Origin of the sequence: Mycoplana sp. MJR14, from assembly GCF_029210525.1 — a bacterium.
Taxonomy (GTDB): Bacteria; Pseudomonadota; Alphaproteobacteria; order Rhizobiales; family Rhizobiaceae; genus Mycoplana.
In genome coordinates this window covers 85,313-111,265 of the sequence record NZ_JARGEO010000009.1, presented here as the reverse complement: position 1 = coordinate 111,265, position 25,953 = coordinate 85,313, and the positions used below count along the sequence as shown (strand labels likewise).

The following is a 25,953-nucleotide window of genomic DNA, read 5'->3' as shown; positions in this document are numbered from 1 at the left end:
AATCGGCCGCCGCGCCAAAGGGGGGCGGCCACAGGTGGCCGTGGCGGGCGGCGGACGCCTGTGCCGATCGGGCAACAGAAACGGGGCCTCTGATGCGTTCGCGGGCGGAAAGCGCTGGCAAATTTACGCAATTCAGGGTAACAAGCGTCATCTTCAGCGCGAGAACAGGGAGGCAGCCGGATGGATGAAGCTTATCGACCACGCCTCCTTGGCGGCATTCGTCCCCGTCTCGCCTAGGCGCCCGGCGCTCTTCCCGACCTGCAATTTTCAATCGACCGCATCCGGCGCCCTTCGCCGCCCTGCAGTCCCCCGGTGATCCCGACGCGTCCGCCTGCCGATCCGGTGGACCACAACCGGGAGTTACCGGACCCCTTTCGGAGAAAGAACCACCATGTTCGGCTGGTTTGAAAGCAGACTGAATCCCTATCCTTCCGAGGAGCCGAAGCTGCCGCCCAAGGGCCTCTTCGCCTTCTGCTGGCATTACACGAAGCCGGCCGCCCCCTGGCTCGTCACGATGGCGGTCCTGACCGCGCTGATCGCCGTCGGCGAAGTCATGCTGTTCCAGTTCCTCGGCAACATCGTCGACTGGCTGTCGAATGCCGACCGCGCCAACTTCCTTCAGGCGGAGGGCACGCGGCTCTTCTGGATGGGGGCGATCGTGCTGGTGGGCCTGCCGCTGGTGGTGACGCTCGATTCCCTGATCATGCACCAGGTGCTGCTCGGCAACTATCCGATGATCGCGCGCTGGCAGATGCACCGCTACCTCCTGCGCCAGAGCATGACCTTCTTCGCCAACGAGTTCGCCGGCCGCGTCTCCACCAAGGTGATGCAGACCGCGCTCGCCGTGCGCGAGACGGTGATGAAGATCCTCGACGTGTTCGTCTACGTCGTCACCTATTTCGTCACGATGATCGCGGTGGTGGCGAGTGCCGACATCCGGCTGGTGGCGCCACTGATCATCTGGGTGGCGATCTACGTGGCGATCGTCTGGTACTTCGTGCCGAAGCTGCGCAAGATCTCCTCCGAACAGGCCGACGCCCGCTCGATGATGACGGGCCGGATCGTCGACAGCTACACCAACATCGCCACCGTCAAGCTGTTCTCGCATGCCGGCCGCGAGGAGGACTATGCCCGCAACGGCATGGACGAATTCCTGCAGACGGTGCACCGGCAGATGCGCAAGGTGACGATGTTCCATGTGCTCGTCTACCTCAACAACTGCGTGGCGCTGTTTGCGATCGCGACGCTGTCGATCGGCTTCTGGCTGAACGGGGCGATCTCGGTCGGCGCGATCGCGATCGCGATCGGCCTTGCCATGCGCATCAACGGCATGTCGCAGTGGATCATGTGGGAAGTCTCGGCGCTGTTCGAGAACATCGGCACCGTCTATGACGGCATGGGCATGATGACGACGGCGCACGACATCACCGACCACCCGCAGGCCGCGGCGCTGGAAGCGAAGAGGGGCGCGATCGAATTCGAGGGCGTCGGCTTCCACTACGGCAAGACCAAGGGCGTCATCAACGACCTGTCGCTGTCGATCCGGGCGGGCGAGAAGATCGGCCTGGTCGGTCGCTCGGGCGCCGGCAAGACGACGATGATGAACCTTCTGCTTCGCTTCTACGACCTGGAGAAGGGCAAGATCACCGTCGACGGGCAGGACATCTCGAAAGTCACGCAGGACAGCCTGCGCGGCAAGATCGGCGTCGTCACGCAGGATACCTCGCTGCTGCACCGCTCGATCCGCGACAACATCGCCTACGGCCGTCCGGAGGCGAGCGATGCGGAGATCATCGAGGCGGCGAAACGCGCCAATGCCTGGGGCTTCATCGAGGACCTGGTCGACATGCACGGCCGCAAGGGGCTGGACGCGCAGGTCGGCGAGCGTGGCGTCAAGCTCTCCGGCGGCCAGCGCCAGCGCATCGCGATCGCCCGCGTGTTCCTCAAGGACGCGCCGATCCTGATCCTCGACGAGGCGACCTCGGCGCTCGATTCCGAGGTCGAGGCGGCGATCCAGGAGAACCTGTTCGCGCTGATGGAGGGCAAGACGGTGATCGCGATCGCCCACCGCCTGTCGACGCTGACGGAGATGGACCGGCTGGTGGTCCTCGACAAGGGGCACATCCACGAGATGGGCACCCACGCCGAGCTCGTGGCGAAGGGCGGCATCTATGCCGACCTGTGGACCCGCCAGTCCGGCGGCTTCATCGCCGACGACGAAAAGAGCGAGGCGGCGGCGGAATAGCGTCGCCGCCATCCGTCGGGCCGAATGCGGACGGCGCGCCCCTTGCGGAGCGCGCCGTTTCCTTTTTCCACGCTGCAACGAGCGGGAACGCCTCAGGTCGGCTTGTGGCCCTTCAGGCCGTAATAGGCGATGTAGAGATAGCAGGCGACCGGCAGCAGGAAGGCGTGCTGGATGCCGATCGCATCGGCAAGCGCGCCCATGGCGACGGGGATGAGGGCGCCGCCGACGATCGCGAGGCAGAGGATGCCCGAGCCCTGGCTGGTGTGGCGGCCGAGGCCGTAGAGCCCGAGCGAGAAGATCGTCGGGAACATGATCGAGTTGAACAGGCCGATCGCGAGCACCGCCCACATGGCAAGGCTGCCGGAGGTGAACACGGTGGCGAGCAGCAGCGCGATCACGGCGGCGGCGTTGAAGGCCAGCGCCCTGCCGTCGTCGACGTAGCGCATGGCGAGGGAACCGATGAAGCGGCCGACCATCGCACCGCCCCAGAAATAGGCGACATAGTGGGCGGCCTCGGCCTCCGGCATGCCGGCGATCGCCTGTTCGCCGAGGAAGTTGACGAGGAAGCTGCCGATGCTGACCTCCGCGCCGACATAGACGAAGATGCCGATCGCGCCAAGGACGAGATGGCGGTGGCTCCAGGCCGAGCCGGTATCGGTGATCGGCGCCACCTCGTCGTAGGCGTCGACCTGCGGCAGCTTCAATGCGGCAAACACCGCGGCCAGCAGCAGGAAGGCGGCGGCGAGGCCGAGATAGGGCATCTTGACAGCGGCAGCCTCGGCCGTCTTCAGCGCGTCGGCCTGCTCGGGCGTCATGCCGGCGGTGGCGGCCGCCGCGCTGCCGAGGATCAGGAGCGCGCCGAACATCGGCGCGAGCGTGGTGCCGAGCGAATTGAACGCCTGCGTCATGGTCAGGCGGCTTGCGGCGGTGTCCGGCGGGCCGAGCACGGTAACGTAGGGATTGGCGGCCACCTGCAAGAGGGTGATGCCGCTCGCCAGCACGAACAGCGCGCCGAGGAAGAGCGGATAGGCGCGGTAGGAGGCGGCGGGCACGAACAGCGCGCAGCCGATCGCCGCGACCACGAGGCCGAGCACGATGCCGCCCTTGTAGCTGATGCGGCGGACGATGGCGCCGGCCGGCAGCGACACCAGGAAATAGGCGCCGAAGAAGCAGAACTGGATCAGCATCGACTGCGTGTAGTTCAGCGAGAAGACGTTGCGCAGGTGTGGAACCAGAATGTCGTTGAGGCAGGTGATGAAACCCCACATGAAGAAGAGCGAGGTGAGCGCGACCAGCGCAAACCGGTGGGACGATGCGGCGCCTTCGGGACGCGCGGCGCTCGCATTCGTAGAATTGTTCGGCAGTGCTACCAAGATTTGGACCTCGATACTCGTGTTGTCGGGCAGATCGTCATGCCGGAGGGAGGCGCCGGGAGGCGGTGCCGGCATGTACTGGGGGCTGCCCAAAGTTCGAACCGGATGAAATGCAGGCGGGAGGGGAGGAAATCCTTCGCAATTCTGTCCAGGAACAGCCGGTTCTATTGTCAAAAGCGGCCGCCGGCGCAAGCGCATTTGCACGGTAACATCGATGTTACCAATGGGCGCGGCACTGATTCTAAAGGGTTATTCTTTTTGCAAATGCGAAGATTTATTGTGCAGTGCACCCTAGAATGTAGATTGCGTGCCGGGCGGTCGCCCTTGATTGCCGAACTTTAATTTGCCGCGTCGCGGAATCGGCCTATATCTTCGGCCATGGTCCTGCGCGCGCTCTTTTCCTATTTCGAAAACTGGATCAAGCCGTTCGCGCGGACCGAGGATCTGCGTCCGCCGTCCGGGCTGTTCGGGTTCACCGCGTTCTACGTGCGCCAGGCGCCGGGGCCGTTCGTCGCCATGCTGATCCTCGGCGGGCTGACGGCGGCGATCGAGGCTGCGACCTTCTGGTTCGTCGGCCGGATCGTCGACATCCTCGCCAGCGTGACGCCTGCGGACGGCTGGAGCGGCCTGATCGCCGGCCACGGCTACGAGCTGCTCGCGATGCTGGCGCTGATCGGCCTCGTCCGCTTCGGCGTCACCTTCCTGACGGCGCTGTTCGACCAGCAGGTGATCACCCAGGGCTTCTACAACATGGTGCGCTGGCAGTCCTATGCGCATGTCGCCCGCCAGTCGCTGTCCTTTTTCCAGAACGACTTTTCCGGCCGGATCGTCACCAAGGTCTGGTCGGCGGGGCAGGCGACGGGAGACGTGATCACCTCGTTCATGGAGAGCGTGTGGTTCGTGACGATCTATGCGGCCTCGACCCTCGTTCTGATCGGCGGGCTGGACCTGAGGCTGGCTGCGATCATCTGCGTCTGGATCGGCATCTTCTCGCTGCTGGCGCGCTTCTTCGTGCCGCGCATCCGCTATCACTCGAAGGAATCGGCCGAGGCCGCCTCGATGCTGAACGGCCGCATGGTCGATGCCTACTCCAACATCCAGACGCTCAAGCTGTTCGGCCGCGACGACGTCAACGACCGCTACATGCTGCAGGGATTTGAGACCTACCAGGAGACGATCCGCCGCTTCGCCAGGTTTCTGACCGGCGTGCGCGCGTCGATGGCTCTTCTGTCCGGCGTCATGATCGTCTCGATGGGCGTGCTCTGCATCCATCTCTGGCTCGCCTCGTCGATCACCTCCGGGGCGGTCGCCTTCACCATGGCGCTGGTGCTGCGGCTGAACTTCCTGCTCAACCGGCTGATGACGCAGCTGAACAACATCATGCGCAACATCGGCACGATCCAGAATTCGGCCGAGCTGATCTCCCAGCCGATCGGCCTCGTCGACCGGCCGGATGCGCAGGCGCTGGTCGTCGCCAGGCCGGAAATCCGCTTCGAGAACATCCGCTTCCACTATGGCCGCCCGTCGGGCGTGATCGAGGACCTGTCGCTGACCATCCGGCCGGGCGAGAAGGTCGGCATCGTCGGCCGTTCGGGCGCCGGCAAGTCGACGCTCGTCAACCTGCTCCTGCGCTTCTACGAACTCGAGGGCGGCCGCATCCTCGTCGCCGGCCAGGACATCGCGGCGGTGACGCAGGAGAGCCTGCGGGCCAGCATCGGCATGGTCAGCCAGGATACCGCGCTGCTGCACCGCTCGATCCGCGACAACATCCTGTTCGGCAAGGCCGATGCCAGCGAGGCGGAGATGATCGAGGCCGCCGCCAAGGCGGAGGCCAACGAATTCATCCTCAGGCTCGAGGACCAGCGCGGCCGCCGCGGCTACGACGCCCATGTCGGCGAACGCGGCGTCAAGCTTTCGGGCGGCCAGCGCCAGCGGATCGCGATCGCGCGCGTCATGCTGAAGGATGCGCCGATCCTCGTGCTGGACGAGGCGACGTCGGCGCTCGATTCGGAGGTGGAGGCCGCGATCCAGTCCAACCTCACCCGGCTGATGCACGGCAAGACCGTGCTCGCGATCGCCCACCGGCTGTCCACCATCGCCGCGCTCGACCGTCTGGTGGTGATGGACAGGGGGCGGATCGTCGAGGAGGGCACGCACGCGCAGCTCGTCGCCCGAGGCGGCATCTATGCCGAACTCTGGGCCCGCCAGTCCGGCGGCTTCCTCGCCCAGGACGAGGCTGCGGAGTAGGGGCCGGCGGGGGCCGGCTAGCGGTTGGGTCGGAGCAGATGCTCCGCCGCCGCTTTCAACCGCGACAGATCTTCTCCCGCGTGGATGTTCCAGAGAATTTCCGGATCGACCTGCTGATAGGCATGCCTGAGGTGGTTGCCGATGTCGGCTATCCTTCGCCACGGGATGTCGGGGAATTCGGCCTTCATGTGCGGCGGGACATGACGCGATGCCTCGCTGAGGATCTCCAGAAAGCGTTCAAAGGCGGCGCGGAGGGGCCGATCGAGGCGGAAATCTTCCCACGTCTTTCCCGCCAGCATCCGGTCGATCTCATTGATCGCGTCGAGAATGTCCCTCAGCCGGCGCTCGGTCCGGTCGGCCGCCATCAGAATATCTCGACGATATCGGCAGCGATCGCCTTGCGGAAGCGGTCGTCGAGGCTTCGCCGCAGGACGGCGTTCGACGGCAGGCCGGTCGCGTCGGCGATGATGTGCTCGACGCCGAGGAGATTGAGAAGGGAAAAGCGGCTTTCGGCGGCGACGTCAACCAGGATGTCGAGGTCGCTGTCGCTGTGGCCGTCTCCGCGCGCACGGGACCCGAATAAAGCCAGATGGGCAACGCCCTCGGCCTCGAGGTCGTGGCGCATGCGTTCGATCCGACGGATGATCTCGTACTTGTCCATGCCGACAGCCTAGCGGATCGGCGGCAGCGTTTCCAGCCGCGCGAATTGCGGAAGGCCGGATCGGGCCGCGTCCAATGCGTCAATGAAAACACATGTCTGGCTTTTCCCGCGACATTGTGCCCACCACCCCCTGCCAAGGCTGGACATATTTGCCGATCAAGCATAGAACCCGCCCGATTGGCGGGGAATCTATGGCCGCATTGTGTCCGGATTCGCGGGCGCAGGGAGGCAGTTGCGGTTCGCCGCCGGAGTTGCTGGAGAGGATGGTCACGTCGTGAGCGAACACGAAACTACAGGCGGTACAGCGGGCGAGCCCACGCGTCGCGATTTTCTTTACCTTACCACCGGCATGGCCGGCGTCGTCGGCGCTGCGGCGGTTGCCTGGCCGTTCATCGACCAGATGCGCCCGGACGCTTCGACGCTCGCGCTCGCCTCGATCGAGGTCGACGTCTCGAGCCTGACGCCCGGCATGTCGCTGACGGCGAAGTGGCGCGGCAAGCCGATCTTCATCCGCAACCGCACCGACAAGGAAGTCGAGGAAGCGAAGTCCGTTCCGATGGCCGACCTGAAGGATCCGGTCGCGCGCAACGCGAACGTTCCCGCCGATGCCGAGGCGACCGACCTCGACCGCTCGGCCGGCGAGGGCAAGGAAAACTGGATCGTCATGATCGGCTCGTGCACCCATCTCGGCTGCGTGCCGCTCGGCCAGGCCGGCGATTTCGGCGGGTGGTTCTGTCCCTGCCATGGCTCGCACTACGACACCGCGGGCCGCATACGAAAGGGTCCGGCGCCGGAGAACCTCCACGTGCCGACCTATTCTTTCGTATCTGACACCGTTATCCGGATCGGTTGAGGGGAACACCGAATATGAGTGCTGAGCATTCCACGTACCAGCCGAGCACCGGCATCGAGAAGTGGGTCGATTCGCGCCTGCCTTTGCCGCGCATGATCCATGACAGCTTCGTCTCCTACCCCGTTCCGCGCAACCTGAACTATGCCTACACGTTCGGCGCCATGCTCTCGGTGATGCTGATCGCGCAGATCCTGACGGGCGTCGTCCTGGCCATGCACTACGCCGCCGACACGACGGTCGCCTTCACCTCGGTCGAAAAGATCATGCGCGACGTCAACCACGGCTGGCTGTTGCGCTACATGCATGCCAACGGCGCCTCGTTCTTCTTCATCGCCGTCTACCTGCACATCGCCCGCGGCCTCTACTACGGCTCCTACAAGGCGCCGCGCGAGATCCTGTGGATCCTCGGCGTCGTCATCTATCTCCTGATGATGGCGACCGGCTTCATGGGCTACGTGCTGCCCTGGGGGCAGATGTCCTTCTGGGGCGCCACCGTGATCACCGGCTTCTTCTCGGCCTTCCCGTTGGTCGGCGAGTGGATCCAGCAGTTCCTGCTGGGCGGCTTCGCCGTCGACCAGCCGACGCTGAACCGCTTCTTCTCGCTGCACTACCTGCTGCCGTTCATGATCGCCGGCGTCGTCGTCCTGCACATCTGGGCGCTGCATGTGGTCGGCCAGACGAACCCGACCGGCGTCGAGGTGAAGTCGAAGACCGACACGGTTGCATTCACGCCCTATGCGACGCTGAAGGACGCGCTCGGCGTCTCGATCTTCCTGATCGTCTTCGCCTGGTTCATCTTCTACATGCCGAACTACCTCGGCCACCCGGACAACTACATCCCGGCCGACCCGCTGAAGACGCCCGCCCACATCGTTCCGGAATGGTACTACCTGCCGTTCTACGCGATGCTGCGCGCCATCACCTTCAACATCGGCCCGATCGACTCCAAGCTCGGCGGCGTGCTCGTGATGTTCGGCTCGATCATCGTGCTGTTCTTCCTGCCCTGGCTCGACACGTCGAAGGTCCGCTCGGCCGTGTACCGCCCCTGGTACAAGCTGTTCTTCTGGCTGTTCGTCGCCAACGCGATCATGCTCGGCTGGCTCGGCGCCATGCCGGCAGAAGGCATCTACGTCATCCTTTCGCAGCTCGGCACGCTCTACTACTTCGGTTTCTTCCTCGTCATCATGCCGGTCCTCGGCCTGATCGAGACCCCGAAGCGCATTCCGAACTCCATCACGGAAGCGGTTCTGGAAAAGAAGAACGCCACCGCCACGCTGGCCAAGGCCTGATCGCGACGCGACGAAAGGAACCGAAAAAATGAAAAAGCTTGTTGCAAGCCTTCTGTCGCTCGCAGTCGTCGCCGGCCTTGGCGTCTCGATTGCGACCGCCCAGGACGAACATGCCGCCGGCGGTGCGGAAGCCGAACACGCGACCCAGCACTTCCCGATCAACCACCCGCGCGAGCAGGAATGGTCGTTCGCCGGCCCGTTCGGCAAGTACGATCGCGGCCAGCTCCAGCGCGGGCTGAAGGTCTACACCGAGGTCTGCGCCGCCTGTCACTCGATGAACCTCGTGGCCTTCCGCACGCTCGGAGACCTCGGCTATTCCGAGGCGCAGGTGAAGACCTTCGCCGCCAACTACGAGGTGCAGGACGGGCCGAACGCCGACGGCGAGATGTTCACCCGCCCGGCGATCCCGTCCGACCACTTCCCGTCGCCGTTCCCGAACAAGGAAGCGGCCGCGGCCGCCAACAACGGGGCTGCCCCGCCGGACTTCTCGCTGATCGCGAAGGCCCGCGGCATCACCCGCGGCTTCCCGCAGTTCGTCATCGATATCTTCACGCAGTACCAGGAAGGCGGGCCGGACTATATCTACTCGCTGCTGACCGGCTACCAGGAACCGCCGGCCGGCGTCGAAGTGGCCGAGGGCACGCACTACAACCCCTACTTCGCCAATGCCGCGGCGCTCGCCATGGCCGCGCCGCTGTCGGACGACCAGGTCACCTATGACGACGGCTCGCCGCAGACGGTCGACCAGTATGCGCACGACGTGGCTGCCTTCCTGATGTGGGCCGCCGAGCCGCACCTGGAGGCGCGCAAGCGCACGGGCTTCATGGTCATGGTGTTCCTGGTGATCTTCACCGGCCTGATCTACCTGACCAAGAAGTCGGTCTACGCCAACAAGGAACACTGAGCGGTTCCATTGCCACGACAAGAAGGCGGCCACCGGCCGCCTTTTTTGTTGGTGCGGGAATTCGACACTTGCATTTGCAGGCCGTTATCCATCACCTCTTTGCCGACCTGCCATACGGACAAAAGCCATGACCACGCTCCAGGACGAACTGATCGCTTCCATCCGCAACATTCCGGACTATCCGAAGCCGGGGATCATGTTCCGCGACATCACCACACTGCTCGGCAGTCCGCGGGCGTTTCGGCGGGCGGTCGATGAACTGGTGCATCCCTATGCCGGCACGGGGATCGCCCATGTCGTCGGGATCGAGGCGCGGGGGTTCATCCTCGGCGGGGCCATGGCGCACCAGCTTTCCAGCGGCTTCATCCCGATCCGCAAGAAGGGCAAGCTGCCGCGCGAGACCGTGCGCATCGCCTACAGCCTGGAATACGGCGTCGACGAGATGGAGGTGCACAAGGATGCGCTGAAACCCGGCGACAAGGTGATCCTGGTCGACGACCTGATCGCCACCGGCGGCACGGCGGTCGCAGCCGTCAAGCTGCTGCGCCAGATCGGAGCCGACATCGCCGCCGCCTGCTTCGTCATCGACCTGCCGGAACTCGGCGGCGGAAAGAAGCTGGAGGAGCTCGGCGTGGAGGTGCGCACGCTGGTGGCCTACGAGGGCCACTGAAGCCGCCTTGGCGGGGCAGGGGCGCCCGATGGTGATCGGCGCGCCTGCCCGCTCAGACGAATTCCATGACGCTGCTTTCGAAGCGGATCACCGGCTCGCCGTGCTGGTTGCTGCCCTCGCACAGGGTCGTGTCGATCAGCCGGTCGGGGCGGGATCCCTGCTCGCGGGTTTCGAGCAGGGTTGCGGAATAGGTGATCGTGTCGCCGGCAAAGACCGGCTTCAGCCAGCGCAGGTCGCGGAAGCCGTGCGCGGGACCGAGCCGGGGCGGAACCTTGCCCTCGCGCTCCAGCCTCAGGCACTCGGCGGCCCAGAAGGCGAGGAACGTCTTCATCCAGGCCGCACAGGTGTGCCAGCCGGAAGCACAGAGGCCGCCGAACAACGAATTTCTGGCCGCCTCCGCATCGACGTGAAAGGGTTGCGGATCGAACTGGCGGGCGTAACGGATGATGTCGTCCGCCGTGAAGTGGTGCGTGCCGAGGACGATCGTCCGTTCGGCCGGATAGAGCTCAGCCATGCGCATCGGCGGGGGCCTCCGTTGCCTTGACGCGGATCATGTTGGCATAGTCGCAGACGGCGACCGTCTCGCCGCGCTGGTTGGTCACCTCGGCGATGAAGCGCACGATGCCGATGTCGGGACGGGAGCGGGAGATGCGCGCCTCGGCCACGCGGCAGTGGCCGGAGAGCGTGTCGCCGGCCAGGACCGGCCGCCGCCACTCCATGCTGTTCACCCCGGGGGAGCCTTCGCCCGCGGTCATCCTGATGTAGCTGTCGCAGAGCATCCGCATCATGACGGCGCTGGTGTGCCAGCCAGAGGCGGCGAGCCCGCCGAGCACGCCGGCCCTGCCGGCCGCCTCGTCGAGATGCATCGGCTGCGGGTCGAATTCGGTCGCAAAGGCGATGATCTCTTCGGCCGTCATCGTCCGGTCGGGAAAATCGAACCGCCGGCCGATCGGGAAATCTTCGAAATAGAGCACGGGCGTTCCTCCATTGCCGGGCAGATGCGGCTGGTCATGACTAGCAGAAATCTATACCACCAGTCCTGCAATCCAAGGGCGCATCGCGCTGGAAACGGGACGGAAGAAACGTGACGACGGAACTCGAAGTGACGCTCAGGCAGGCGGCCAGGCAGGGGCTCGTGGGCGACGGGCAGGTGGCGGGGCTCGCAGCCTTCCTCAACGCGCGCGGACGCTACGTCCCCGCAGCCGCCGCAAACGTCACCGGCGGGCTCGCCGACCCGCCGCGCGACATCGCCGATACCGAATCGCCGCGCTTCGTCCGCGGTTTCCACGACGTGCTGATCACGATCGGCATCGTCGTGGCGCTCGTCGGCCTGTCGGGCCTTGCGAGCGTGCTGGCGCTGCTGCCGGCCGTCATCCTGCTGAGCGAGGTGCTGGTCCGCCGGCAAAGGCTGGCGCTGCCGGCGGTCGCGCTGACCATCGCCTTCGTGCAAGGGGCCGGCTACCTGATCCTGACGGCGATCGGGCCTATTGCCGAGGGGTGGGACGGGATCACCTACGCATGCGCCTTCCTGGCGAGCTATCCCGTCCTGCTCGGCCTCTACTACTGGCGCTACCGGGTGCCGCTGTCGCTGGCGCTGACGCTGATCTCGACCTTCGGGCTCGCGGTTCTATTGGTGCTGGTCCTGCTCGGCCGCATCGCCGGTACCGATCAGTTCGTCGCCGAGCACAGCCTCGCCTCGGCGCTGGTCTTCCTGCTCGCGGCACTCGGCCTGTTCGCGGTCGCCATGCGCTACGACCTGTCGGACCCGCAGCGGCAGACGCGGCGCTCCGACATCGCCTTCTGGCTGCATCTCGGCGCCGCCCCCTTCCTGCTCTATGCGCTGATCGCCTTCGTCTTCCTCGAGCGCTTTTCGCCGCAATGGCCGGGCGGGGATGCGACCTACCTGCAGGCGACGGTCGTCATCGCCATCGTCTCGTGCTTCATGCTGGTCGGGCTCGTGATCGACCGCCGGGCCTTCGTGACGTCGGGGCTGGTGTCGCTCGGCCTTGCGATCTGGACGCTGCTTCGCCAGAACGCCTTCGAGGCGTCGAGCTACGTCTATGTGACGATCCTGTCGGTGGGCGTCGTCGTGCTCGGGGTGGGCGTCTTCTGGCCGGCGCTGCGGCGCTTCGTGATGGGGTTCATGCCCGAAAGCGTCGCATCACGGCTGCACGCGGTCCATTGAGGTCGCACGCGCCGCCGGCGCATTCGCTGCGCCGGCGTGCGAGGTCTCGCCTGCGTTAGGTGTTGAAGCGGAAGTGGATGACGTCGCCGTCCTGGACGACGTATTCCTTGCCTTCGTCCCGGCCCTTGCCCGCTTCCTTGGCGCCGACTTCGCCCTTGTAGGTGATGTAGTCGTCGAAGCCGATGGTGAAGGCGCGGATGAAGCCGCGCTCGAAGTCCGTGTGGATGACGCCGGCGGCCTGCGGCGCCTTGGTGCCGCGCACGATCGTCCAGGCGCGGGTCTCCTTCGGGCCGACGGTGAAATAGGTGATCAGGTCGAGCAGGTGGTAGCCGGCGCGGATGAGCCGGTCGAGGCCGGCCTCGTGAAGGCCGAGCGCGGAGAGGAACTCGGCGGCCTCGTCTTCGGGAAGCTGGGCGACCTCGGCCTCGATCGCAGCCGAGATGATCACGCATTCCGCGCCCTGCTTCTCGGCCATGGCGGCGACGGCGGCGGTGTGCTCGTTGCCGGTCGCGGCATCGGCCTCGGCGACGTTGCAGACGTAGAGAACCGGGTGCGAGGTGAGCAGGTTGAGGCCCTTCAGGATCTCGATTTCCTCCGGCGCCAGCGTCTTGAGCAGCAGGCGGGCCGGCTTGCCGTCATGCAGCAGCTTGATCACGGCTTCCATGACCGGCAGCTGCGCCGTCGCGTCCTTGTCCTTGCCGGTGGCGCGCTTGCGGGTCTGCTCGACGCGGCGCTCCAGGCTCTCGAGGTCTGCGAGCATCAGCTCGGTCTCGATCGTGTCGGCGTCGCCGACCGGATTGATGCGGCCCTCGACATGGGTGATGTCGTCGTCTTCGAAGCAGCGCAGCACGTGCACGACGGCATCGACTTCACGGATGTTGGCGAGAAACTTGTTGCCCAGGCCCTCGCCCTTGGATGCGCCGCGCACGAGGCCGGCGATGTCGACGAAGGAGATGCGGGTCGGGATGATCTCCTTGGAGCCGGCAACGGCTGCGAGTTGCTGCATGCGCGGATCGGGGACGGCCACCTCGCCGGTGTTCGGCTCGATGGTGCAGAAGGGATAGTTGGCGGCCTGCGCGGCGGCCGTCTTGGTCAGCGCGTTGAAGAGGGTGGACTTGCCGACGTTCGGCAGCCCGACGATACCGCATTTGAAACCCATGGGGATGGTCCGTTCCGTGTCTTGACGATCTTTGCCCCCGCTATGGGGGAAGGGCCGGGGGAGGTCAAGTCCGCACGCCCGCGAATGCAGCGGCAAGCGGTGGCACGCGGAGGGCCGGGGAATTGCCACCGGCTGACGCTGCGGCGGTCATCGTGGCTGCGGGGCGCGGGGACCGATGCGCCATGCTCTGGCAATGCCATGTGGCAAGGATCGGTATATCCATACAATTATACATACAATATGACGTTCCATTTGGTTGATTGCAGCCATTTCCTCGCGTATTTCGGCTGCGTCACTCTGCCATCTCGACGGCAATGGGTTAGAATTGTATCTATATGACTGCATTCAATATGGAATTGAATGGTTCAGCCGAAGGATCCGTACGATGGTCGAGGACTATCCACCACTGCCGCCGATGGAGACCGGGATCAGGGGGCGCTGTCCGCGCTGCGGCCAGGGACACCTGTTCGACGGCTTCCTGACGCTGAAGCCGAAATGCGAGGCCTGTGGGCTCGACTACTCCTTCGCCGATCCGGCGGACGGTCCGGCCTTCTTCGTGATCTGTTTCGCCTGCGTGCCCAGCGTCCTGCTCGCGGTCTGGCTGGAGGTCGCCTTCAGCGCCTCGTTCTGGACGCAGCTGTTCGTGACGGGACCGTTCCTGCTGGCCACCTGCATCCCGCCGCTGAGGCCGCTGAAGGGCTGGCTGGTGGCGAGCCAGTATTTCTACAAGGCCGAGGAAGGAAAGGTCGTGCGCTCTCCGCAATAGCCTCGCCGCGCTTCCACGGCGTCGAGCGAGGCGGCGCGGCGCCGTGGAAGCTGCCTCCTTCGGATCGGGAATCGTCCGTGCCCTTGCGACACCGTTGATGGCGTTGCACAATGGCAGGCCAAGCCGGGAATGGCTGTCCCGATCCTCAGGAGAAGACCCTTCCGATGAGCAACAAGGACACGGCGCTCAAGCCGAAGACCGTCACCAAGCAGAAGCTGGAGCGCCCGAAGCTCTACAAGGTGATCCTCGTCAACGACGACTACACGCCGCGCGAGTTCGTCATCCTCGTGCTGCGCGCCGTCTTCCGCATGAGCGAGGAGACGGGCTACCGGGTGATGATGACGGCGCACAAGCTCGGGACCTGCGTGGTCGTCGTCTGCGCCCGCGACATCGCCGAGACCAAGGCGACCGAGGCGACGGATCTCGCCAAGGAGGCCGGCTTTCCGCTGATGTTCAGGACCGAGCCGGAGGAATAGCCCGGCGGATCTGGTCGCCGGGTTGAGTTCGGCGTGGAGCGCAAGCAGGCCTAAGAGAGCGTTCGGCCGGGCGAAGGGTGGCGCCGCCAGCCGCCTCACTCGCCCTTGTTGCCGAGCAGCTTCTTCAGCATTTCCGCCATCGGGCCCGATGTCGGCAGCGCCTTGGGCTGGTTGTGGTTGCGCGCCGGGCGGATGTGGGACTGGCCGGCCGGCTTCTTCGGCGCGGCGTCCTTCTCGTCCGGCTTGCCGCCCGTGGCAAGCGAGAGCTTGTTCATCAGTTGCGAGTCCTCGCCCCGCACCAGCATGTCGGCATTGATCGCCAGTTCGTCGAGCAGGGGATCGAGCCAGGCGTGGTCGGCCTTGGCGAAGTCGCCGAGCACATGGTTGTGCACGAGCTCCTTGACACCCGGATGGCCGATGCCGAGGCGCAGGCGGCGATAGTCGCGGCCGCAATGGGCATCGAGCGACTTCACGCCGTTGTGGCCGCCGTGCCCGCCGCCGGTCTTGATGCGCGCCTTGCCGGGCGCAAGGTCGAGCTCGTCATAGATCGCGACGATATTGCCGGGGGCGAGCTTGTAGAAGCGCATCGCCTCGCCGACCGCCTCGCCGGAAAGGTTCATGAAGGTCTGCGGCTTGATCAGCAACACCTTCTCGCCGGCAAGCTCGCCCTCGGAGATCTCGCCCTTGAACTTCTTCGACCACGGCGAGAACGGGTTCTTGCGGTGGATGGCGTCCACGGCCATGAAGCCGATGTTGTGCCGGTTGCCGGCATATTTGGGGCCGGGATTGCCGAGGCCTGCGATGATCAGCATGGGACGCGCTCGCGTGAAGTCCGGAAAGGGATTGTCTGTCGCTGTGTCCCACCGTCAATTGCAGCCGATGTCAACCGATTTCTCGAAACAGGGCGCCCTGCCGTGATCGGCCATGGCCCGGAGACGCCGGGCAGCGGGTGGTCCCGGTCGGTCTATCGTTGCGCTGTGCGCGTGTTCGGCGGCAGCCCGTAGCGGGCGAAGATGGCGTCCTGCCTGCCGGAGGTGACGAGGGCGTCGAGCGCCTGCTGCAGGGCGCGGATCGTCTCTTCGGGCACGCTTCTGTTGCAGGCGATGCCGTAGACCTGCCCGTCCATGAGCATCGCCCGCTCGATCGGCTGGCCGTCGGCGATCAGCTTGTCGTAGGTCTTCACCGAGGTCGGCATCAGGTCGATCCGGCCGCTCCTGAGCTTGCCGAGCGTGATCTCGATATCGCTGGCGAGGTCGATGTCGGTGAAGCCCAGCTGCTTCAGGACATCGAAGCCGATGTCGCCGCGCTGCGAGCCGATCCGGAACGCGCGGGCCTGCTCGAGCGTGGTGGCGACGATCGGGCTGCCCTTGCGCTTGATCATGACCATCTGGTCACGCAGCAGCGGCTCGACCCAGCGGAACTTCGCATGCCGCTCGGGGGTGTGGCCGGTGGTGAAGACGCAATGGCCGGCCTGCCGCTCGGCCAGCATCAGCGCCCGTGCCCAGGGCATGATCTCCATCTGGTAGGAAATGCCGCTCGCTTCGGCGATCTGGCGGACCTGCTCGACGGCGATGCCCTTGATCTCGCCGCCCTCGGAGTAGTTGAAGGGCGCGTATTCCTCCGTCACGAAGGTGATGTCCGCGGCGAGGGCAGGGCCGACGAGACTTGCGACGAGGGCCAGGGCGGCCAGGGCGGTCTTCGTCGACATCATGCTCGTAAACCCTTCGCTTTCAGACGATTTCGGTGACGGCGGCGTGATGCCGATCGGTAAGCCGCGGGAGCCTCGCCATCAGGCTGGAAAGGGGGAGCGGCGCGCTGAAGAGATAACCCTGGCCGAAATCGAGGCCGATCTCGGTCAAGACCTGCAACTGGTGCTCCGTCTCTATCCCCTCGGCGACGACGATGCATCCCATCTGGTGCGAGATCATCTTGATGCCTTCGATCAGCGTGCGGCTCTTGCGGCTGATATCCGTCTCGTCTGTGCCGATCGCGCGGACGAAGGACTGGTCCACCTTGACGATGTCGACGGGGAAACGGTTGAGGTAGCTGAGCGAGGAATAGCCGGTGCCGAAGTCGTCCAGCGCGATCCGGCAGCCGAGGGCGCCGAGTGCGTCCAGCACGTGGCGCACCGCCGGACTGTCCAGCATCAGCACGGCCTCGGTGATCTCGACGACGATCCGCGAGGCGGTGACGCCGTGCTCGAGCAGGACGGCGGCGAGCCGGCTCGGCAGGGCGGCGTCGAACTGCAGCGGGGAGAAGTTCACGGCGAGGTAGCAGTCGCCCATGCCGCCGAGCTGGGAGACCGCCGAGAGGCTGCGGATCGCCTTCTCGAAGATCACGTCGCCGACCCTGCCGATCGTGCCGTTCTCCTCCGCCACGCCGACGATGTCGTCGGGGACGAGCACGCCCTTTTCCGGATGGCGCAGGCGCATCAGCGCCTCGAAGCCGGCGATGCGGCCGGTGCCGAGCTCGACGATCGGCTGCAGGAAGGCCTCGAACCAGTCCTCGCGCAGCGCCTGCTCGATGCACTGCTCGATCTCGAGGCGCTTGCGGGCGATGTCGACGATCTCGTCGTCAAACAGCCGCGTGCCGTTCTTGCCGTTGCGCTTGCGGGCGTACATGGCCATGTCGGCCTTCTGCAACAGATCGCCGGCGCTTGCCGCATGGTCCGGATAGACGGCGACGCCGATGCTGGCGCTGACATTGAGCCGGCTGCCGCTGACGACCACCGGCTCCTTGAGGGCCGAGCACAGCCGCCCGCCAATATCCATCGCCACCTGCACCGCGTCCGGCGCGATCAGCAGGATGGCGAACTCGTCTCCGCCCAGCCGGGCGATCATGTCGTTGAAGCGCAGCTGGTTGCGCAGGCGGACGGCGACCTCGCACAGGACCTGGTCGCCCACGGCGTGGCCGAGATTGTCGTTGATCCACTTGAACCGGTCGAGGTCCAGAAACAGGCAGGCGAGCTGCTGGTGTTCGGCCTCCGCCTTCTCGATGAGCTCGCCCAGCACGGACTCGAAGCCCTGGCGGTTGAGAAGCCCGGTCAGGTGGTCGGTGATGGCCTGGCGGTGGTTGCGGTTCTCCGCCTCCTTCAGCCCCGAGACGTCGGTCATGACCGAGAGCGTGGATCCGCGCTCGCCGCTGCCGGCGTCCATGCCGGCCTCCAGCACGAGCACGTCCATCACCGATCCATCGGCCCGGTGGAAGCGTACCGTGACCTCGCAGGCTCCCTCGCCGTTGGTGCCCTTCTCGTGGCGGTCGCGATAGATCAGGTGGTCGGCTGCGTCGACGAATTCGGTGAAGCCCCGGCCGAGCACGGCCTCGCGGCTGTAGCCGGTGGCGACCAGCCAGTAGTCGCTGACCGCGGCGATGCAGTTGTCCGCATCGATCGTGAACAGCATGGCCGGCGTCCGGTTGTAGATTTCGGTGGTCCGGGCGTGGGCGAGCTTCAGTTCGTTTTCCTCGCGCTCCAGCCGGCTCTGCATCTCGTTGAAGTTCCGGGCGAGGTTGCCCATCTCGTCGCTCGACGTCCAGTCGACCTGGTGGCGCGAGCCCAGGCGCCGGGTCGCCTCGATGGCCGCCGTCAGCCGCATCAGCGGCCGCATGATCGTGACGCGGTTGCCGATGATCGCCGCGATGAAGAGCGTGCCGACGGCGAAGAGAAAGATGAGGAAGACGGTGAACTCATCCCTGGTCAGCCGCGAGAACGGGTCGGCCTCGGCGACCCAGATCTCGGCACTTCCAACCTTCCGCGCCCCCTCGCGCGCCTCGTAGAGGATGTCGGCTGCGACCGTCGACTGAACGGCGCCGCGATCGGGCGGGGAGGCGGGCATCTGGATGTCGATCGTGCCGGAGGTGTCGCGGACGCGGACGTAGATGACGTTGGCGCCGGCCTTCAGGGTCGCCACGATCGTCTCGGTGCTGTCGGCATCGAGATCCCAGAGCGGTTTGCCCAGGGCCTGGACGTTCGCCTGGAGGAGGATCTCCGCGTTGTGCAGCCGTTCGCGGGTGACGCGCTCGGAGGACAGGACGAGGAAGAGGGCGAAGAGCGGGGCGACGAAAAGCAGCAACGCGCCAAAAACGATCGCGATGAAGCGGCTTTCGACAGAATGGATTCTCATGCCATCCCCCTTGCGATGCTGGCCCCTCAGCTTGCACGTCTTTTTCTCGTTCTGGTCTCAAACCCGAGCGTCAGTATTTCTTGAATTTCTTAAATGTTATTGAAGTCAACGACTTTCCGGCACAAGAAAACCCGCCTCCGTTGCCGGAGGCGGGTTCGATCCGAACAGAACTGCCGGGAGGCTTATTCGGCGCTTGCTTCGCCTTCGGCTTCTTCTTCCTTGGCAGCCGCGGTGCCGACGATCGTTGCGACGGTGAAGTCGCGGTCGGCGATGACCGGGGTCGTGTTCTTCGGCAGCTTGATGTGCGAGATGTGGATGCTGTCGCCGATCTTCAGGCCGTCGAGGTCGACGGTCAGGAATTCCGGAATGTCATTGGCCGGGCAGTGCAGCTCGACGTCGTGACGAACGATGTTCAGCATGCCGCCCATCTTGATGCCCGGGGACTTCTCTTCGTTGACGAAGTGAACCGGAACCTGGACGGTGACGCGGCTGGACGCGGAGACGCGCAGGAAGTCGACGTGCATGGTGAAGTCGCGGACCGGGTCGAGCTGGTAGTCCTTGGGCAGGACCGAGATCTTCTCGCCGTTGACGTCGATCGTGGCGACCGTCGTCATGAAGCCGCCGGCGTGAATGCGCTGGGTGACTTCCTTGGTCGACAGGGCGATCGAAAGGGGGGCCTTCTTGTCACCATAGATGACAGCCGGGATAAGACCGTTGCGGCGAAGTTCGCGGGAGGACCCCTTACCTACCCGTTCGCGCGTCTCGGCCTTGAGCTCGTAGGATGCGTGGCTCATAGCATGGACCTTTCATGTGTTACTGGAGAGTTCCGCCGGGCGAGGCGCTGGGCCGCGACCGTCCGAAACTTGAGGATTTCGTGAAAGCCTCATCCGCGTTGCCTCCAAGGGTGTCTGCGCGGACGCCGGTCGCATAGCCGAGAACGCCCGGAAATGCAAGGGCGGGCCGGAATTTCCGGACGCTCACGCCTTCCGGGACTTGCGCTTGGCGGCGAGGCGGCCGAGGCCCATCATCAGGCCGCCGGCGACCAGCCCCCAGAAGGCCCCGGAGATGCCGCCGAAGCTGACCCCCGAAGCCGTGGTCAGGAAGGTGAGCGCCGCCGCCTCGCGCGTTTCCGCCTCCTTGAAGGCGTTCATGGCAGATGCGGCGAAGGCGCTGATCAGGGCGAGGCCGGCGACCGCCTGGATGAGGACGGGCGGGGCCAGGGTGACGAAGGCGGTGACGGCGCCGGCCAGGAGGCCGAAGACGACGTAGGCCGCGCCCGAGACGATCGCCGCCCAGTATCGCCGGCGCGGATCCGGATGGGCATCCTCGCCGGCGCACATCGCCGCGGTGATGGCGGCGAGATTGACCGCGTGCCCGCCGAACGGCGCGCTGAACAGCGAGAACAGGCCGGTGGTGGCAAACAGCGGCCCCGGGTTCGGCTCGTAGTGGTGCACCTTGAGGACCGCGATGCCGGGAATGTTCTGCGAGGCCATCGTGACGATGAACAGCGGCAGCGCGATGCTGACGAGGCCGGAGAGGTTGAAGACGGGGGCGACGAGTTCGGGTCTCGGCAGGAGCTCGCCGGTGACGGCCGAAAGGGCGCCCTCGGGGATGTCGACGCCAAAGGCGAGGACCAGGACGAAGGCCAGAAGGGCGGCGGGAACCGCATAGAGCCGGTTGATCGCGCCGACGATCCCCCAGGCGCCTACGATCGCGAGGCCCAGCAGCGGGTCGAAGGCGATTGCCTTGACCGGGGCGAAGCAGAGGCCGAGCAGCACGCCGGCCAGCATGGCATTGGCGAGCGTGGCAGGGATGGCGGCGACCATGCGGCCGAGCGGCTTCCAGAGACCGGCGAGTACGATCAGCACCGCGCAGACAACGAAGCCGCCCACGGCCGCGGCGAAGCCGCCCTCCACGGCACCGGAGCTTGCGAGCAGCGCCGCCCCCGGCGTCGACCAGGCGATGGAGACCGGAAGCCGCGTCCAGGCGCTCAGCACGATGGCGCAGAAGCCCATCGACAGAGACAGGGCCATTAGCCCCGAGGCGGCCTGCGCCTCGCTGGCGCCGACGCCGGTCAGGCCGTGCAGGACCACGGCGAAGGAACTGGCGAAACCGACAAAGGCGGTGAGCAGGCCCATGAAAAGCGCCTGGAGGGAGAAGTCGCGGAGCATGTGAAACTTTGACGAGTGTTGGCGAATGGACGTTCGTTAGCACAGCTTGCGACGAATGCGAATGGCCCGCCGAGACGACAGGCCAGCTTTCGGGGCGATTGGCAGGGACCGCGCTTCAGCCGCAGGGTGCGGTCAGCGGCGGCACTCGCCCGGGCGCACGACGCGATAGCCGTCGTTGCTGGCCGAGCAGGCGTTCGGGAACGTGCGCAGCCTGCCGTCCCTGATCGCGCAGACGGGCGCATATTCCATCGTGCACATCCGCTCCGGCTCGCGGTCTGGCCGATCGGGCCTGTCTGGGCGGTCCGGCCTGTCGGGGCGGTCGGGCCGGGGCGGCGGTGCGCGGCGGCATTCGCCGCGGGCGACGATGAAGAAGCCGTTGCTCCGTGCCTCGCAGGCATTGGGGAAGGTCTGCCGGCGCGCGCCCCGTTCGCCGCAGACGGGAGCATACTCCATCGTGCACACAGCCGGCGGCCGCGGCGGCGGTCCGCCGCCCGGGCCGGGCACAGTTTCGACCGTGCAGGCGGCGAGGATCGGCACAAGGCCCAGGAGGATGCAGAGACGGCGGGCGTTGCTGGCCGTGAAGCCTGATCTATCCGGCATGCGTGACCTCCCAAAGTCTCAAAGATGTCGCTAATATATGCTCTCGGCAGCGGCAAGAGGAATCAGAGGTGGTTGCGATGCACGTGGGCCATATCATCATCATCGGTGCCATGAAGGCCGGGACCACGACGCTTCATAATCTTCTTTCACAGCACTCGCAGGTGACGATGTCGCACCTGAAAGGTTTCAAGAGCAAGAAGGAGCTCGACTATTTCCTGCGCAAACGCAGCCGCTGTTACGATCTATTCTTCAGAGAGGGACCGCCCGAGGGGACTTGGACGCTCGAGGCTTCGCCGAGCTATTCGAAAGGCTATCTCTCGGGCAACTGCGCGGGGCGCATCGCCGCCCTGAAGAAGCCGACCAAGCTCGTCTATATCATGCGCGATCCGATCGATCGCATCGATTCCCATATATCGCACAATGAGAGCAGGGGTCGGGTGTTGCAGGGACCTGGAGCGCACAAGATGTACTGCGACGCCTCCTGCTACTGGAACCATATCCAACGCTTTGATGCCGCGGGGTTTTCGGATTCGCTGCTGCTGCTCGATTTCGACGATCTCTGCCGCGATCCGGTGGGCTCGGCGCGCAAGGTGCAGGAATTCGTCGGCCTGAACCTCGAGGACCCTGCAGATGTCCGTGTCCACAACGCCCGCCGGCAGGCCGGGCGGGTGCTGACCAAGGAGGATGAGCGGATCTATTGGGAACGCGTTCGCCCGGATGTCGAGGCTCTATTGGCAAGCGGGCGCTTTCCGGCCGCGCAGAAGTGGCTCGATACCTGGTCGGCCGAGTTCGGCTGATCGGCTTCTGCGGCCTGCCGCCGGCCCGATCCCGGCGGTTTGGAGCGGCGGCAATCGCCGCCCCTCTCAGAACAGGAAGTCCGACTTCGTCAGGTCGGCGATCTTCACGCCCTTGAGGACGAGCACGTCGCCCTGGCCGCCGTCGATCCAGACGTCCGGGCCGTGGGCGCGCATGTGGTTCGCCTTGAGATCGGCAAAGCCGGAAACCGATTTCAGACCGGAGAGATCGAGCCGGTCCTGGTCGCTGCCGGAGGGATCGAAATCCCTGATCGTGTCCCGGTCGTAGCCGCTCTTGAAGATGAAGGTGTCCGAACCGGCAGCCCCCGCCAGAGTATCCGTGCCGGCGCGGCCGTCGAGAAGGTCGTGGCCCTTGGTACCGATGATCCTGTCGGCCCGCGACGTTCCCCGAAACACGTCGGTGACATCGCCGGCATCGAAGGTGATGCTGTCGGCGCCGGGGTCGATGTTCCTGCCGCCGTTTGCCGTCCGGCCGTCGTCGATCACCTGGAATTTCAGGGACGCGAATCCTTTTCCGAACTCATGCGCGCCGGGGGTGAACACCAGCTTGCCGATGTCTTCCACGTCGATCACCTGGCCGGCCCTGACGGTCTTCCCGGCGAGCGTGAGCGCGCCCGTCGCAGGCAGGGAGGCGATCTTGACGGCGAGAAACGCGTCGCCGTCGATCCTGTCGGAAAAGCCGAAATCGCCGGCCTTGAAGCCGTAGGACCTGTCTTCGACGATCCTGATCGTCTTGCCGGCGCCGGAAGGGGCGTCGTTGACCTCGGTGATGTCGAAGCGAAGCCTGTTCGGCGTGGCATCGATGTTGCGGCCGCCGTTCGCGGTGCCGCCGTCGTCGACGACCTGGAAGGTGAGGGAGGCCGAGCCGCTGGCATTTGCAGGCGGCGTATAGGCGAGCTTTGCGATGTCCGCCGCGGCGATCGTCTGGCCGGCCTTCACCGTCTTGCCGGAAAGCGTCAGCGTGCCGGATGAGGGCAGGCCGGCGATCCGGATCGCGGACAGGGCATCACCGTCCGCCTTGTCGGAAAAGCCGAAATCGGCTGCCTTGAAGGCGTGGCGGCCGTCCTCCAGCAACGCGATGGTCCGGTCGGCGCCGGCGGGGGCGTCGTTCACCGCCGTGATCCGGAAGCTGATGCGGTTCGGGGTCGGGTCGGTGTCGCGACCGCCGTTCGCGGTGCCGCCGTCGTCGACGACCTGGAAGGTGAAGGACGTCGAGCCGGTGCCGTTTGCAGGCGGCGTGTAGACGAGCTTTGCGATGTCCGCCGCGGCGATCGCCTGTCCGGCCTTCACCGCCTTGCCGGCCAGCGTCAGCGTGCCGGACGAGGGCAGGCCGGCGATCCGGATCGCCTGCAGGTCATCGCCGTCCGCCTTGTCCGCGTAGCCGAAATCGGCCGCCTTGAAGGTGTGGCGGCCGTCCTCGATTAGGGAAACGGTGCGGTCGGTGCCGGACGGGGCGTCGTTCACGGCGAGGATATCGATGCGCAGCGTCTTCGGCGCCGCATCCATGCCGCCGCTGCTGTCGATCACCCGAAACGCGAAACCGGTCGAACTGAAGCTATTGGCCGCGGGGTGGTAGACGAGGTCGGGCAACGCGTCGGCATCGATCTCTTGGCCGAGGACGACCTTCTTTCCGGCGAGCAGAAGCGTGCCGGCCGGAAGGCTCGTGACCTGGACCGTTGCAAACGCGTCGCCATCTGGATCGTGAAAGCCGAAATCGCCGGCCTGGAAGATGTGCGACCCGTCCTCGACGAGCGAGATCGTCCGGTCGCTGCCCGATGGCGCGTCCGCTGTCGGTCTCACGTCGAAGGTGATCGTGTTCGGCTGTACCGCCACGTTCCGCGCTCCGTCCGGGCCGGGGGCTCCGCTGTCGATCACGCGGAAGCCGATCGTAGCGTAGGACGCGCCGAAGCCGTCGGGGTCGGGCCGGTAGACGAGCCGGGAGAGGTCGTCGACTGCGATGCGCATGCCGGCCGTGACGACCGCCTCTCCCAGGCTGAGCGCGCCGCGGTCCGGCAGCGCGGTGATTTCGACGGCGACCAGGTGGTCGTTGTTTTCGTCGCGAAGCGCAAAATCGCCGGGGCCAAAGTGGTAGGCGCCATCCTCGGCCAGCGCGACGGTCCGATCCTCGCCCTCCGGCGCATCGGCGGTATAGTCGACCTGCAGGTGGCGGACTGCGATCGCGCCATTTTCCATTACCTGGAAGGTGACGAAGAAGTCGCCGTCTGCGGCGGCCGTGATGGTCGCCAGCTGGTTCGGGATCATGCCCGCTCTGCTGTCGATCGCGAACACGTCACCGTCGAGGGTGCCGTCGGCATTGAGGCGCAACCCCATCAGTGTCGGCGGGTCGCCGCCCGTGCCAGGCTGCGTCCATGTCGCGACGATGTCGCCATCCGTCATCCGGGCGAGCGCGAGGGTGCCGTATGCCGATGGCGACGACAGCTCGAACGAAAGCGACCGGGTCTCCTCGAGCGCCAGGGCATCGACGAAGACGATGCCGAAGATGCCATCCGAGATCCAGCCGGCCACCAGTCCGCCGTCGGGCAGGACCGTCATGGCCGGAGGAACGGGGGCGACCGCGATCGACTTCAGTTCCTGGTACTGAAGCGCGGCATCGAAACGCAGGCCGACGATCGTGTGCCCCTTGCCGCCGTACTGTATGCCGATGAGGCTGAAGCCGCCTTCCGTATCCGCCACGATACGGGGTTCGTAGAAAGAGTCCGGGTAGATCGTCCGCTCGCCGGCGAGCCCACCCTGCGCATCGTAGGCCTGGACGTTGAAGCCCCGCCAGTCCAGCCATGCCACGACGCTTCTGCCGTCAGAGAGCGTTGCGACGATCCCGCTGTCGACATTGGCCCACTCTTCCGAGGCGAGGATCTCGGGCTCGCCGATCGGCTCTCCATTCGCGCCCAGAAACTGCCGGAACAGCATGGGGCTGGCCCTGCTATGCCAGATGAGGATGAAGCCCGCATCCGGCTCGCCGGAGCGCGGCACCAACCAGAGCCGGGTGACATCGTCATAACCTTCGAGCGTGAACGACTGTGTCTGCCCGTCGGCCGCAAACCCGTGAATGGCGATGGCCGTGCCGTCGTCCGCATGGACAAGGATGTAGCGGCCGTCGGCGTCACCGGCCGTCGCTGCAAGCCGCAGCGGCGCCGATTGATCGAGGAGTACCATCGTTCCGGTTGCATGGCTCATGACGCAATCCCCCGTTCAGGGGCATGTGCGGCCACGGCAAAGCCCTCGCGCCCGCCTGTCGGCGTGCGCGTCGCCCTGTCGCTTCAATGGTATTCCGGCACTCGTCCCCGGGGCAGCAAACTAAGCTACAATTCAACGTTGCGCAATCGTTGCGCGCATTTTTTGACTTGCAAGTTGCAAAACTGATGGATTGGCCGGTTCGCGACGGCGGACGACGGACGTC

Annotated in this window: 23 protein-coding genes; 10 read left to right on the top strand and 13 right to left on the bottom strand. The window is 65.7% G+C overall.

The window, feature by feature from the left end; all coding sequences use genetic code 11:
- The first annotated feature begins 391 nt into the window (after window positions 1–391).
- Window positions 392–2,245: an ABC transporter ATP-binding protein gene (locus P0086_RS19355; protein WP_148151106.1), complete on the top strand. Its 1,854-nt coding sequence runs from the start codon at window positions 392–394 to the stop codon at window positions 2,243–2,245.
- Between the two features lie 92 nt (window positions 2,246–2,337).
- Here the strand turns inward: P0086_RS19355 and P0086_RS19350 are convergent, their stop codons facing one another.
- Window positions 2,338–3,609, bottom strand: coding sequence for a sugar MFS transporter (locus P0086_RS19350; RefSeq protein ID WP_275788727.1), 1,272 nt, complete (start codon window positions 3,607–3,609; stop codon window positions 2,338–2,340).
- A gap of 387 nt (window positions 3,610–3,996) precedes the next feature.
- On the opposite strand from P0086_RS19350, the gene P0086_RS19345 reads away from it, so the two are divergent.
- Window positions 3,997–5,865 carry an ABC transporter ATP-binding protein gene (locus tag P0086_RS19345; RefSeq protein WP_275788498.1) on the top strand — a complete coding sequence of 623 codons (1,869 nt, stop codon included), beginning with the start codon at window positions 3,997–3,999 and terminating at the stop codon, window positions 5,863–5,865.
- Window positions 5,866–5,882: 17 nt separating this feature from the next.
- On the opposite strand, the gene P0086_RS19340 is transcribed toward P0086_RS19345, so the two are convergent.
- Together P0086_RS19340 and P0086_RS19335 are read right to left on the bottom strand one after the other, a co-directional pair.
- Window positions 5,883–6,230 carry a HepT-like ribonuclease domain-containing protein gene (locus P0086_RS19340; protein WP_148151108.1) on the bottom strand — a complete coding sequence of 116 codons (348 nt, stop codon included), beginning with the start codon at window positions 6,228–6,230 and terminating at the stop codon, window positions 5,883–5,885.
- Window positions 6,230–6,526, bottom strand: a complete 297-nt coding sequence (locus P0086_RS19335) for a nucleotidyltransferase domain-containing protein (protein WP_275788495.1) — start codon at window positions 6,524–6,526, stop codon at window positions 6,230–6,232. Before P0086_RS19335 ends, P0086_RS19340 begins: the two co-directional genes overlap by 1 nt.
- A gap of 274 nt (window positions 6,527–6,800) precedes the next feature.
- On the opposite strand from P0086_RS19335, the gene petA reads away from it, so the two are divergent.
- From petA to P0086_RS19315, 4 genes are all read left to right on the top strand, one after another.
- Entirely contained in the window at window positions 6,801–7,379 is a 579-nt protein-coding gene (gene petA, locus P0086_RS19330) for a ubiquinol-cytochrome c reductase iron-sulfur subunit (RefSeq protein WP_112593510.1), read from the top strand.
- Between the two features lie 14 nt (window positions 7,380–7,393).
- Window positions 7,394–8,668 (top strand): cytochrome b N-terminal domain-containing protein, encoded by a 1,275-nt coding sequence (locus tag P0086_RS19325; protein WP_112593511.1) that lies wholly within the window; start codon window positions 7,394–7,396, stop codon window positions 8,666–8,668.
- A gap of 28 nt (window positions 8,669–8,696) precedes the next feature.
- Complete coding sequence (locus tag P0086_RS19320; protein WP_112593512.1) at window positions 8,697–9,572, top strand: cytochrome c1; 876 nt, start codon at window positions 8,697–8,699, stop codon at window positions 9,570–9,572.
- A 127-nt stretch (window positions 9,573–9,699) separates the two neighbouring features.
- Complete coding sequence (locus P0086_RS19315; RefSeq protein ID WP_275788490.1) at window positions 9,700–10,242, top strand: adenine phosphoribosyltransferase; 543 nt, start codon at window positions 9,700–9,702, stop codon at window positions 10,240–10,242.
- 52 nt (window positions 10,243–10,294) lie between these two features.
- Here the strand turns inward: P0086_RS19315 and P0086_RS19310 are convergent, their stop codons facing one another.
- Window positions 10,295–10,762 carry a MaoC family dehydratase gene (locus tag P0086_RS19310; RefSeq protein ID WP_275788488.1) on the bottom strand — a complete coding sequence of 156 codons (468 nt, stop codon included), beginning with the start codon at window positions 10,760–10,762 and terminating at the stop codon, window positions 10,295–10,297.
- Window positions 10,749–11,216: a MaoC family dehydratase gene (locus P0086_RS19305; protein WP_112593515.1), complete on the bottom strand. Its 468-nt coding sequence runs from the start codon at window positions 11,214–11,216 to the stop codon at window positions 10,749–10,751. Before P0086_RS19305 ends, P0086_RS19310 begins: the two co-directional genes overlap by 14 nt.
- Window positions 11,217–11,326: 110 nt before the next feature.
- Between P0086_RS19305 and P0086_RS19300 the strand changes: the two genes are divergently transcribed.
- Window positions 11,327–12,427, top strand: coding sequence for a hypothetical protein (locus P0086_RS19300; RefSeq protein ID WP_275788484.1), 1,101 nt, complete (start codon window positions 11,327–11,329; stop codon window positions 12,425–12,427).
- Window positions 12,428–12,482: 55 nt separating this feature from the next.
- Here the strand turns inward: P0086_RS19300 and ychF are convergent, their stop codons facing one another.
- Window positions 12,483–13,586, bottom strand: a complete 1,104-nt coding sequence (gene ychF, locus P0086_RS19295) for a redox-regulated ATPase YchF (RefSeq protein WP_112593517.1) — start codon at window positions 13,584–13,586, stop codon at window positions 12,483–12,485.
- A 385-nt stretch (window positions 13,587–13,971) separates the two neighbouring features.
- Between ychF and P0086_RS19290 the strand changes: the two genes are divergently transcribed.
- Both P0086_RS19290 and clpS read left to right on the top strand, forming a co-directional pair.
- On the top strand, window positions 13,972–14,352 hold the full coding sequence (locus P0086_RS19290; protein WP_112593518.1) for a DUF983 domain-containing protein: 381 nt from the start codon (window positions 13,972–13,974) through the stop codon (window positions 14,350–14,352).
- A gap of 164 nt (window positions 14,353–14,516) precedes the next feature.
- The gene (gene clpS, locus P0086_RS19285) at window positions 14,517–14,828 is read left to right on the top strand and encodes an ATP-dependent Clp protease adapter ClpS (RefSeq protein WP_112611855.1); all 312 of its coding nucleotides are present in this window, start codon (window positions 14,517–14,519) and stop codon (window positions 14,826–14,828) included.
- Between the two features lie 95 nt (window positions 14,829–14,923).
- On the opposite strand, the gene pth is transcribed toward clpS, so the two are convergent.
- From pth to P0086_RS19255, 6 genes are all read right to left on the bottom strand, one after another.
- Complete coding sequence (gene pth / locus P0086_RS19280) at window positions 14,924–15,640, bottom strand: aminoacyl-tRNA hydrolase (protein WP_275788477.1); 717 nt, start codon at window positions 15,638–15,640, stop codon at window positions 14,924–14,926.
- Between the two features lie 152 nt (window positions 15,641–15,792).
- A complete protein-coding gene (locus P0086_RS19275; RefSeq protein WP_275788474.1) occupies window positions 15,793–16,539 on the bottom strand; it encodes a transporter substrate-binding domain-containing protein in 747 nt (248 codons plus the stop codon).
- Window positions 16,540–16,558: 19 nt separating this feature from the next.
- A complete protein-coding gene (locus P0086_RS19270) occupies window positions 16,559–18,949 on the bottom strand; it encodes an EAL domain-containing protein (RefSeq protein ID WP_275788471.1) in 2,391 nt (796 codons plus the stop codon).
- 182 nt (window positions 18,950–19,131) lie between these two features.
- Window positions 19,132–19,743, bottom strand: a complete 612-nt coding sequence (locus P0086_RS19265) for a 50S ribosomal protein L25/general stress protein Ctc (protein WP_112593522.1) — start codon at window positions 19,741–19,743, stop codon at window positions 19,132–19,134.
- Window positions 19,744–19,926: 183 nt separating this feature from the next.
- Complete coding sequence (locus tag P0086_RS19260; protein ID WP_148151116.1) at window positions 19,927–21,120, bottom strand: benzoate/H(+) symporter BenE family transporter; 1,194 nt, start codon at window positions 21,118–21,120, stop codon at window positions 19,927–19,929.
- Between the two features lie 132 nt (window positions 21,121–21,252).
- Window positions 21,253–21,720 (bottom strand): Kazal-type serine protease inhibitor domain-containing protein, encoded by a 468-nt coding sequence (locus P0086_RS19255; RefSeq protein WP_275788467.1) that lies wholly within the window; start codon window positions 21,718–21,720, stop codon window positions 21,253–21,255.
- 77 nt (window positions 21,721–21,797) lie between these two features.
- On the opposite strand from P0086_RS19255, the gene P0086_RS19250 reads away from it, so the two are divergent.
- Complete coding sequence (locus tag P0086_RS19250; RefSeq protein WP_275788725.1) at window positions 21,798–22,517, top strand: sulfotransferase; 720 nt, start codon at window positions 21,798–21,800, stop codon at window positions 22,515–22,517.
- 66 nt (window positions 22,518–22,583) lie between these two features.
- Here the strand turns inward: P0086_RS19250 and P0086_RS19245 are convergent, their stop codons facing one another.
- Entirely contained in the window at window positions 22,584–25,730 is a 3,147-nt protein-coding gene (locus P0086_RS19245; RefSeq protein WP_275788464.1) for an Ig-like domain-containing protein, read from the bottom strand.
- Window positions 25,731–25,953 lie beyond the last annotated feature (223 nt).

Bases quoted from the DNA above. Each gene is read 5' to 3' on its own strand.
- P0086_RS19290 (WP_112593518.1), top strand. From the start codon at position 13,972: ATGGTCGAGGACTATCCACCACTGCCGCCGATGGAGACCGGGATCAGG.
- P0086_RS19265 (WP_112593522.1), bottom strand. From the start codon at position 19,743: ATGAGCCACGCATCCTACGAGCTCAAGGCCGAGACGCGCGAACGGGTA.
- P0086_RS19255 (WP_275788467.1), bottom strand. From the start codon at position 21,720: ATGCCGGATAGATCAGGCTTCACGGCCAGCAACGCCCGCCGTCTCTGC.
- pth (WP_275788477.1), bottom strand. From the start codon at position 15,640: ATGCTGATCATCGCAGGCCTCGGCAATCCCGGCCCCAAATATGCCGGC.
- P0086_RS19250 (WP_275788725.1), top strand. From the start codon at position 21,798: ATGCACGTGGGCCATATCATCATCATCGGTGCCATGAAGGCCGGGACC.
- P0086_RS19315 (WP_275788490.1), top strand. From the start codon at position 9,700: ATGACCACGCTCCAGGACGAACTGATCGCTTCCATCCGCAACATTCCG.
- P0086_RS19270 (WP_275788471.1), bottom strand. From the start codon at position 18,949: ATGAGAATCCATTCTGTCGAAAGCCGCTTCATCGCGATCGTTTTTGGC.
- P0086_RS19335 (WP_275788495.1), bottom strand. From the start codon at position 6,526: ATGGACAAGTACGAGATCATCCGTCGGATCGAACGCATGCGCCACGAC.
- clpS (WP_112611855.1), top strand. From the start codon at position 14,517: ATGAGCAACAAGGACACGGCGCTCAAGCCGAAGACCGTCACCAAGCAG.
- P0086_RS19320 (WP_112593512.1), top strand. From the start codon at position 8,697: ATGAAAAAGCTTGTTGCAAGCCTTCTGTCGCTCGCAGTCGTCGCCGGC.
- P0086_RS19340 (WP_148151108.1), bottom strand. From the start codon at position 6,230: ATGGCGGCCGACCGGACCGAGCGCCGGCTGAGGGACATTCTCGACGCG.
- P0086_RS19355 (WP_148151106.1), top strand. From the start codon at position 392: ATGTTCGGCTGGTTTGAAAGCAGACTGAATCCCTATCCTTCCGAGGAG.
- ychF (WP_112593517.1), bottom strand. From the start codon at position 13,586: ATGGGTTTCAAATGCGGTATCGTCGGGCTGCCGAACGTCGGCAAGTCC.
- P0086_RS19260 (WP_148151116.1), bottom strand. From the start codon at position 21,120: ATGCTCCGCGACTTCTCCCTCCAGGCGCTTTTCATGGGCCTGCTCACC.
- P0086_RS19325 (WP_112593511.1), top strand. From the start codon at position 7,394: ATGAGTGCTGAGCATTCCACGTACCAGCCGAGCACCGGCATCGAGAAG.
- P0086_RS19245 (WP_275788464.1), bottom strand. From the start codon at position 25,730: ATGAGCCATGCAACCGGAACGATGGTACTCCTCGATCAATCGGCGCCG.
- P0086_RS19345 (WP_275788498.1), top strand. From the start codon at position 3,997: ATGGTCCTGCGCGCGCTCTTTTCCTATTTCGAAAACTGGATCAAGCCG.
- P0086_RS19275 (WP_275788474.1), bottom strand. From the start codon at position 16,539: ATGATGTCGACGAAGACCGCCCTGGCCGCCCTGGCCCTCGTCGCAAGT.
- P0086_RS19310 (WP_275788488.1), bottom strand. From the start codon at position 10,762: ATGCGCATGGCTGAGCTCTATCCGGCCGAACGGACGATCGTCCTCGGC.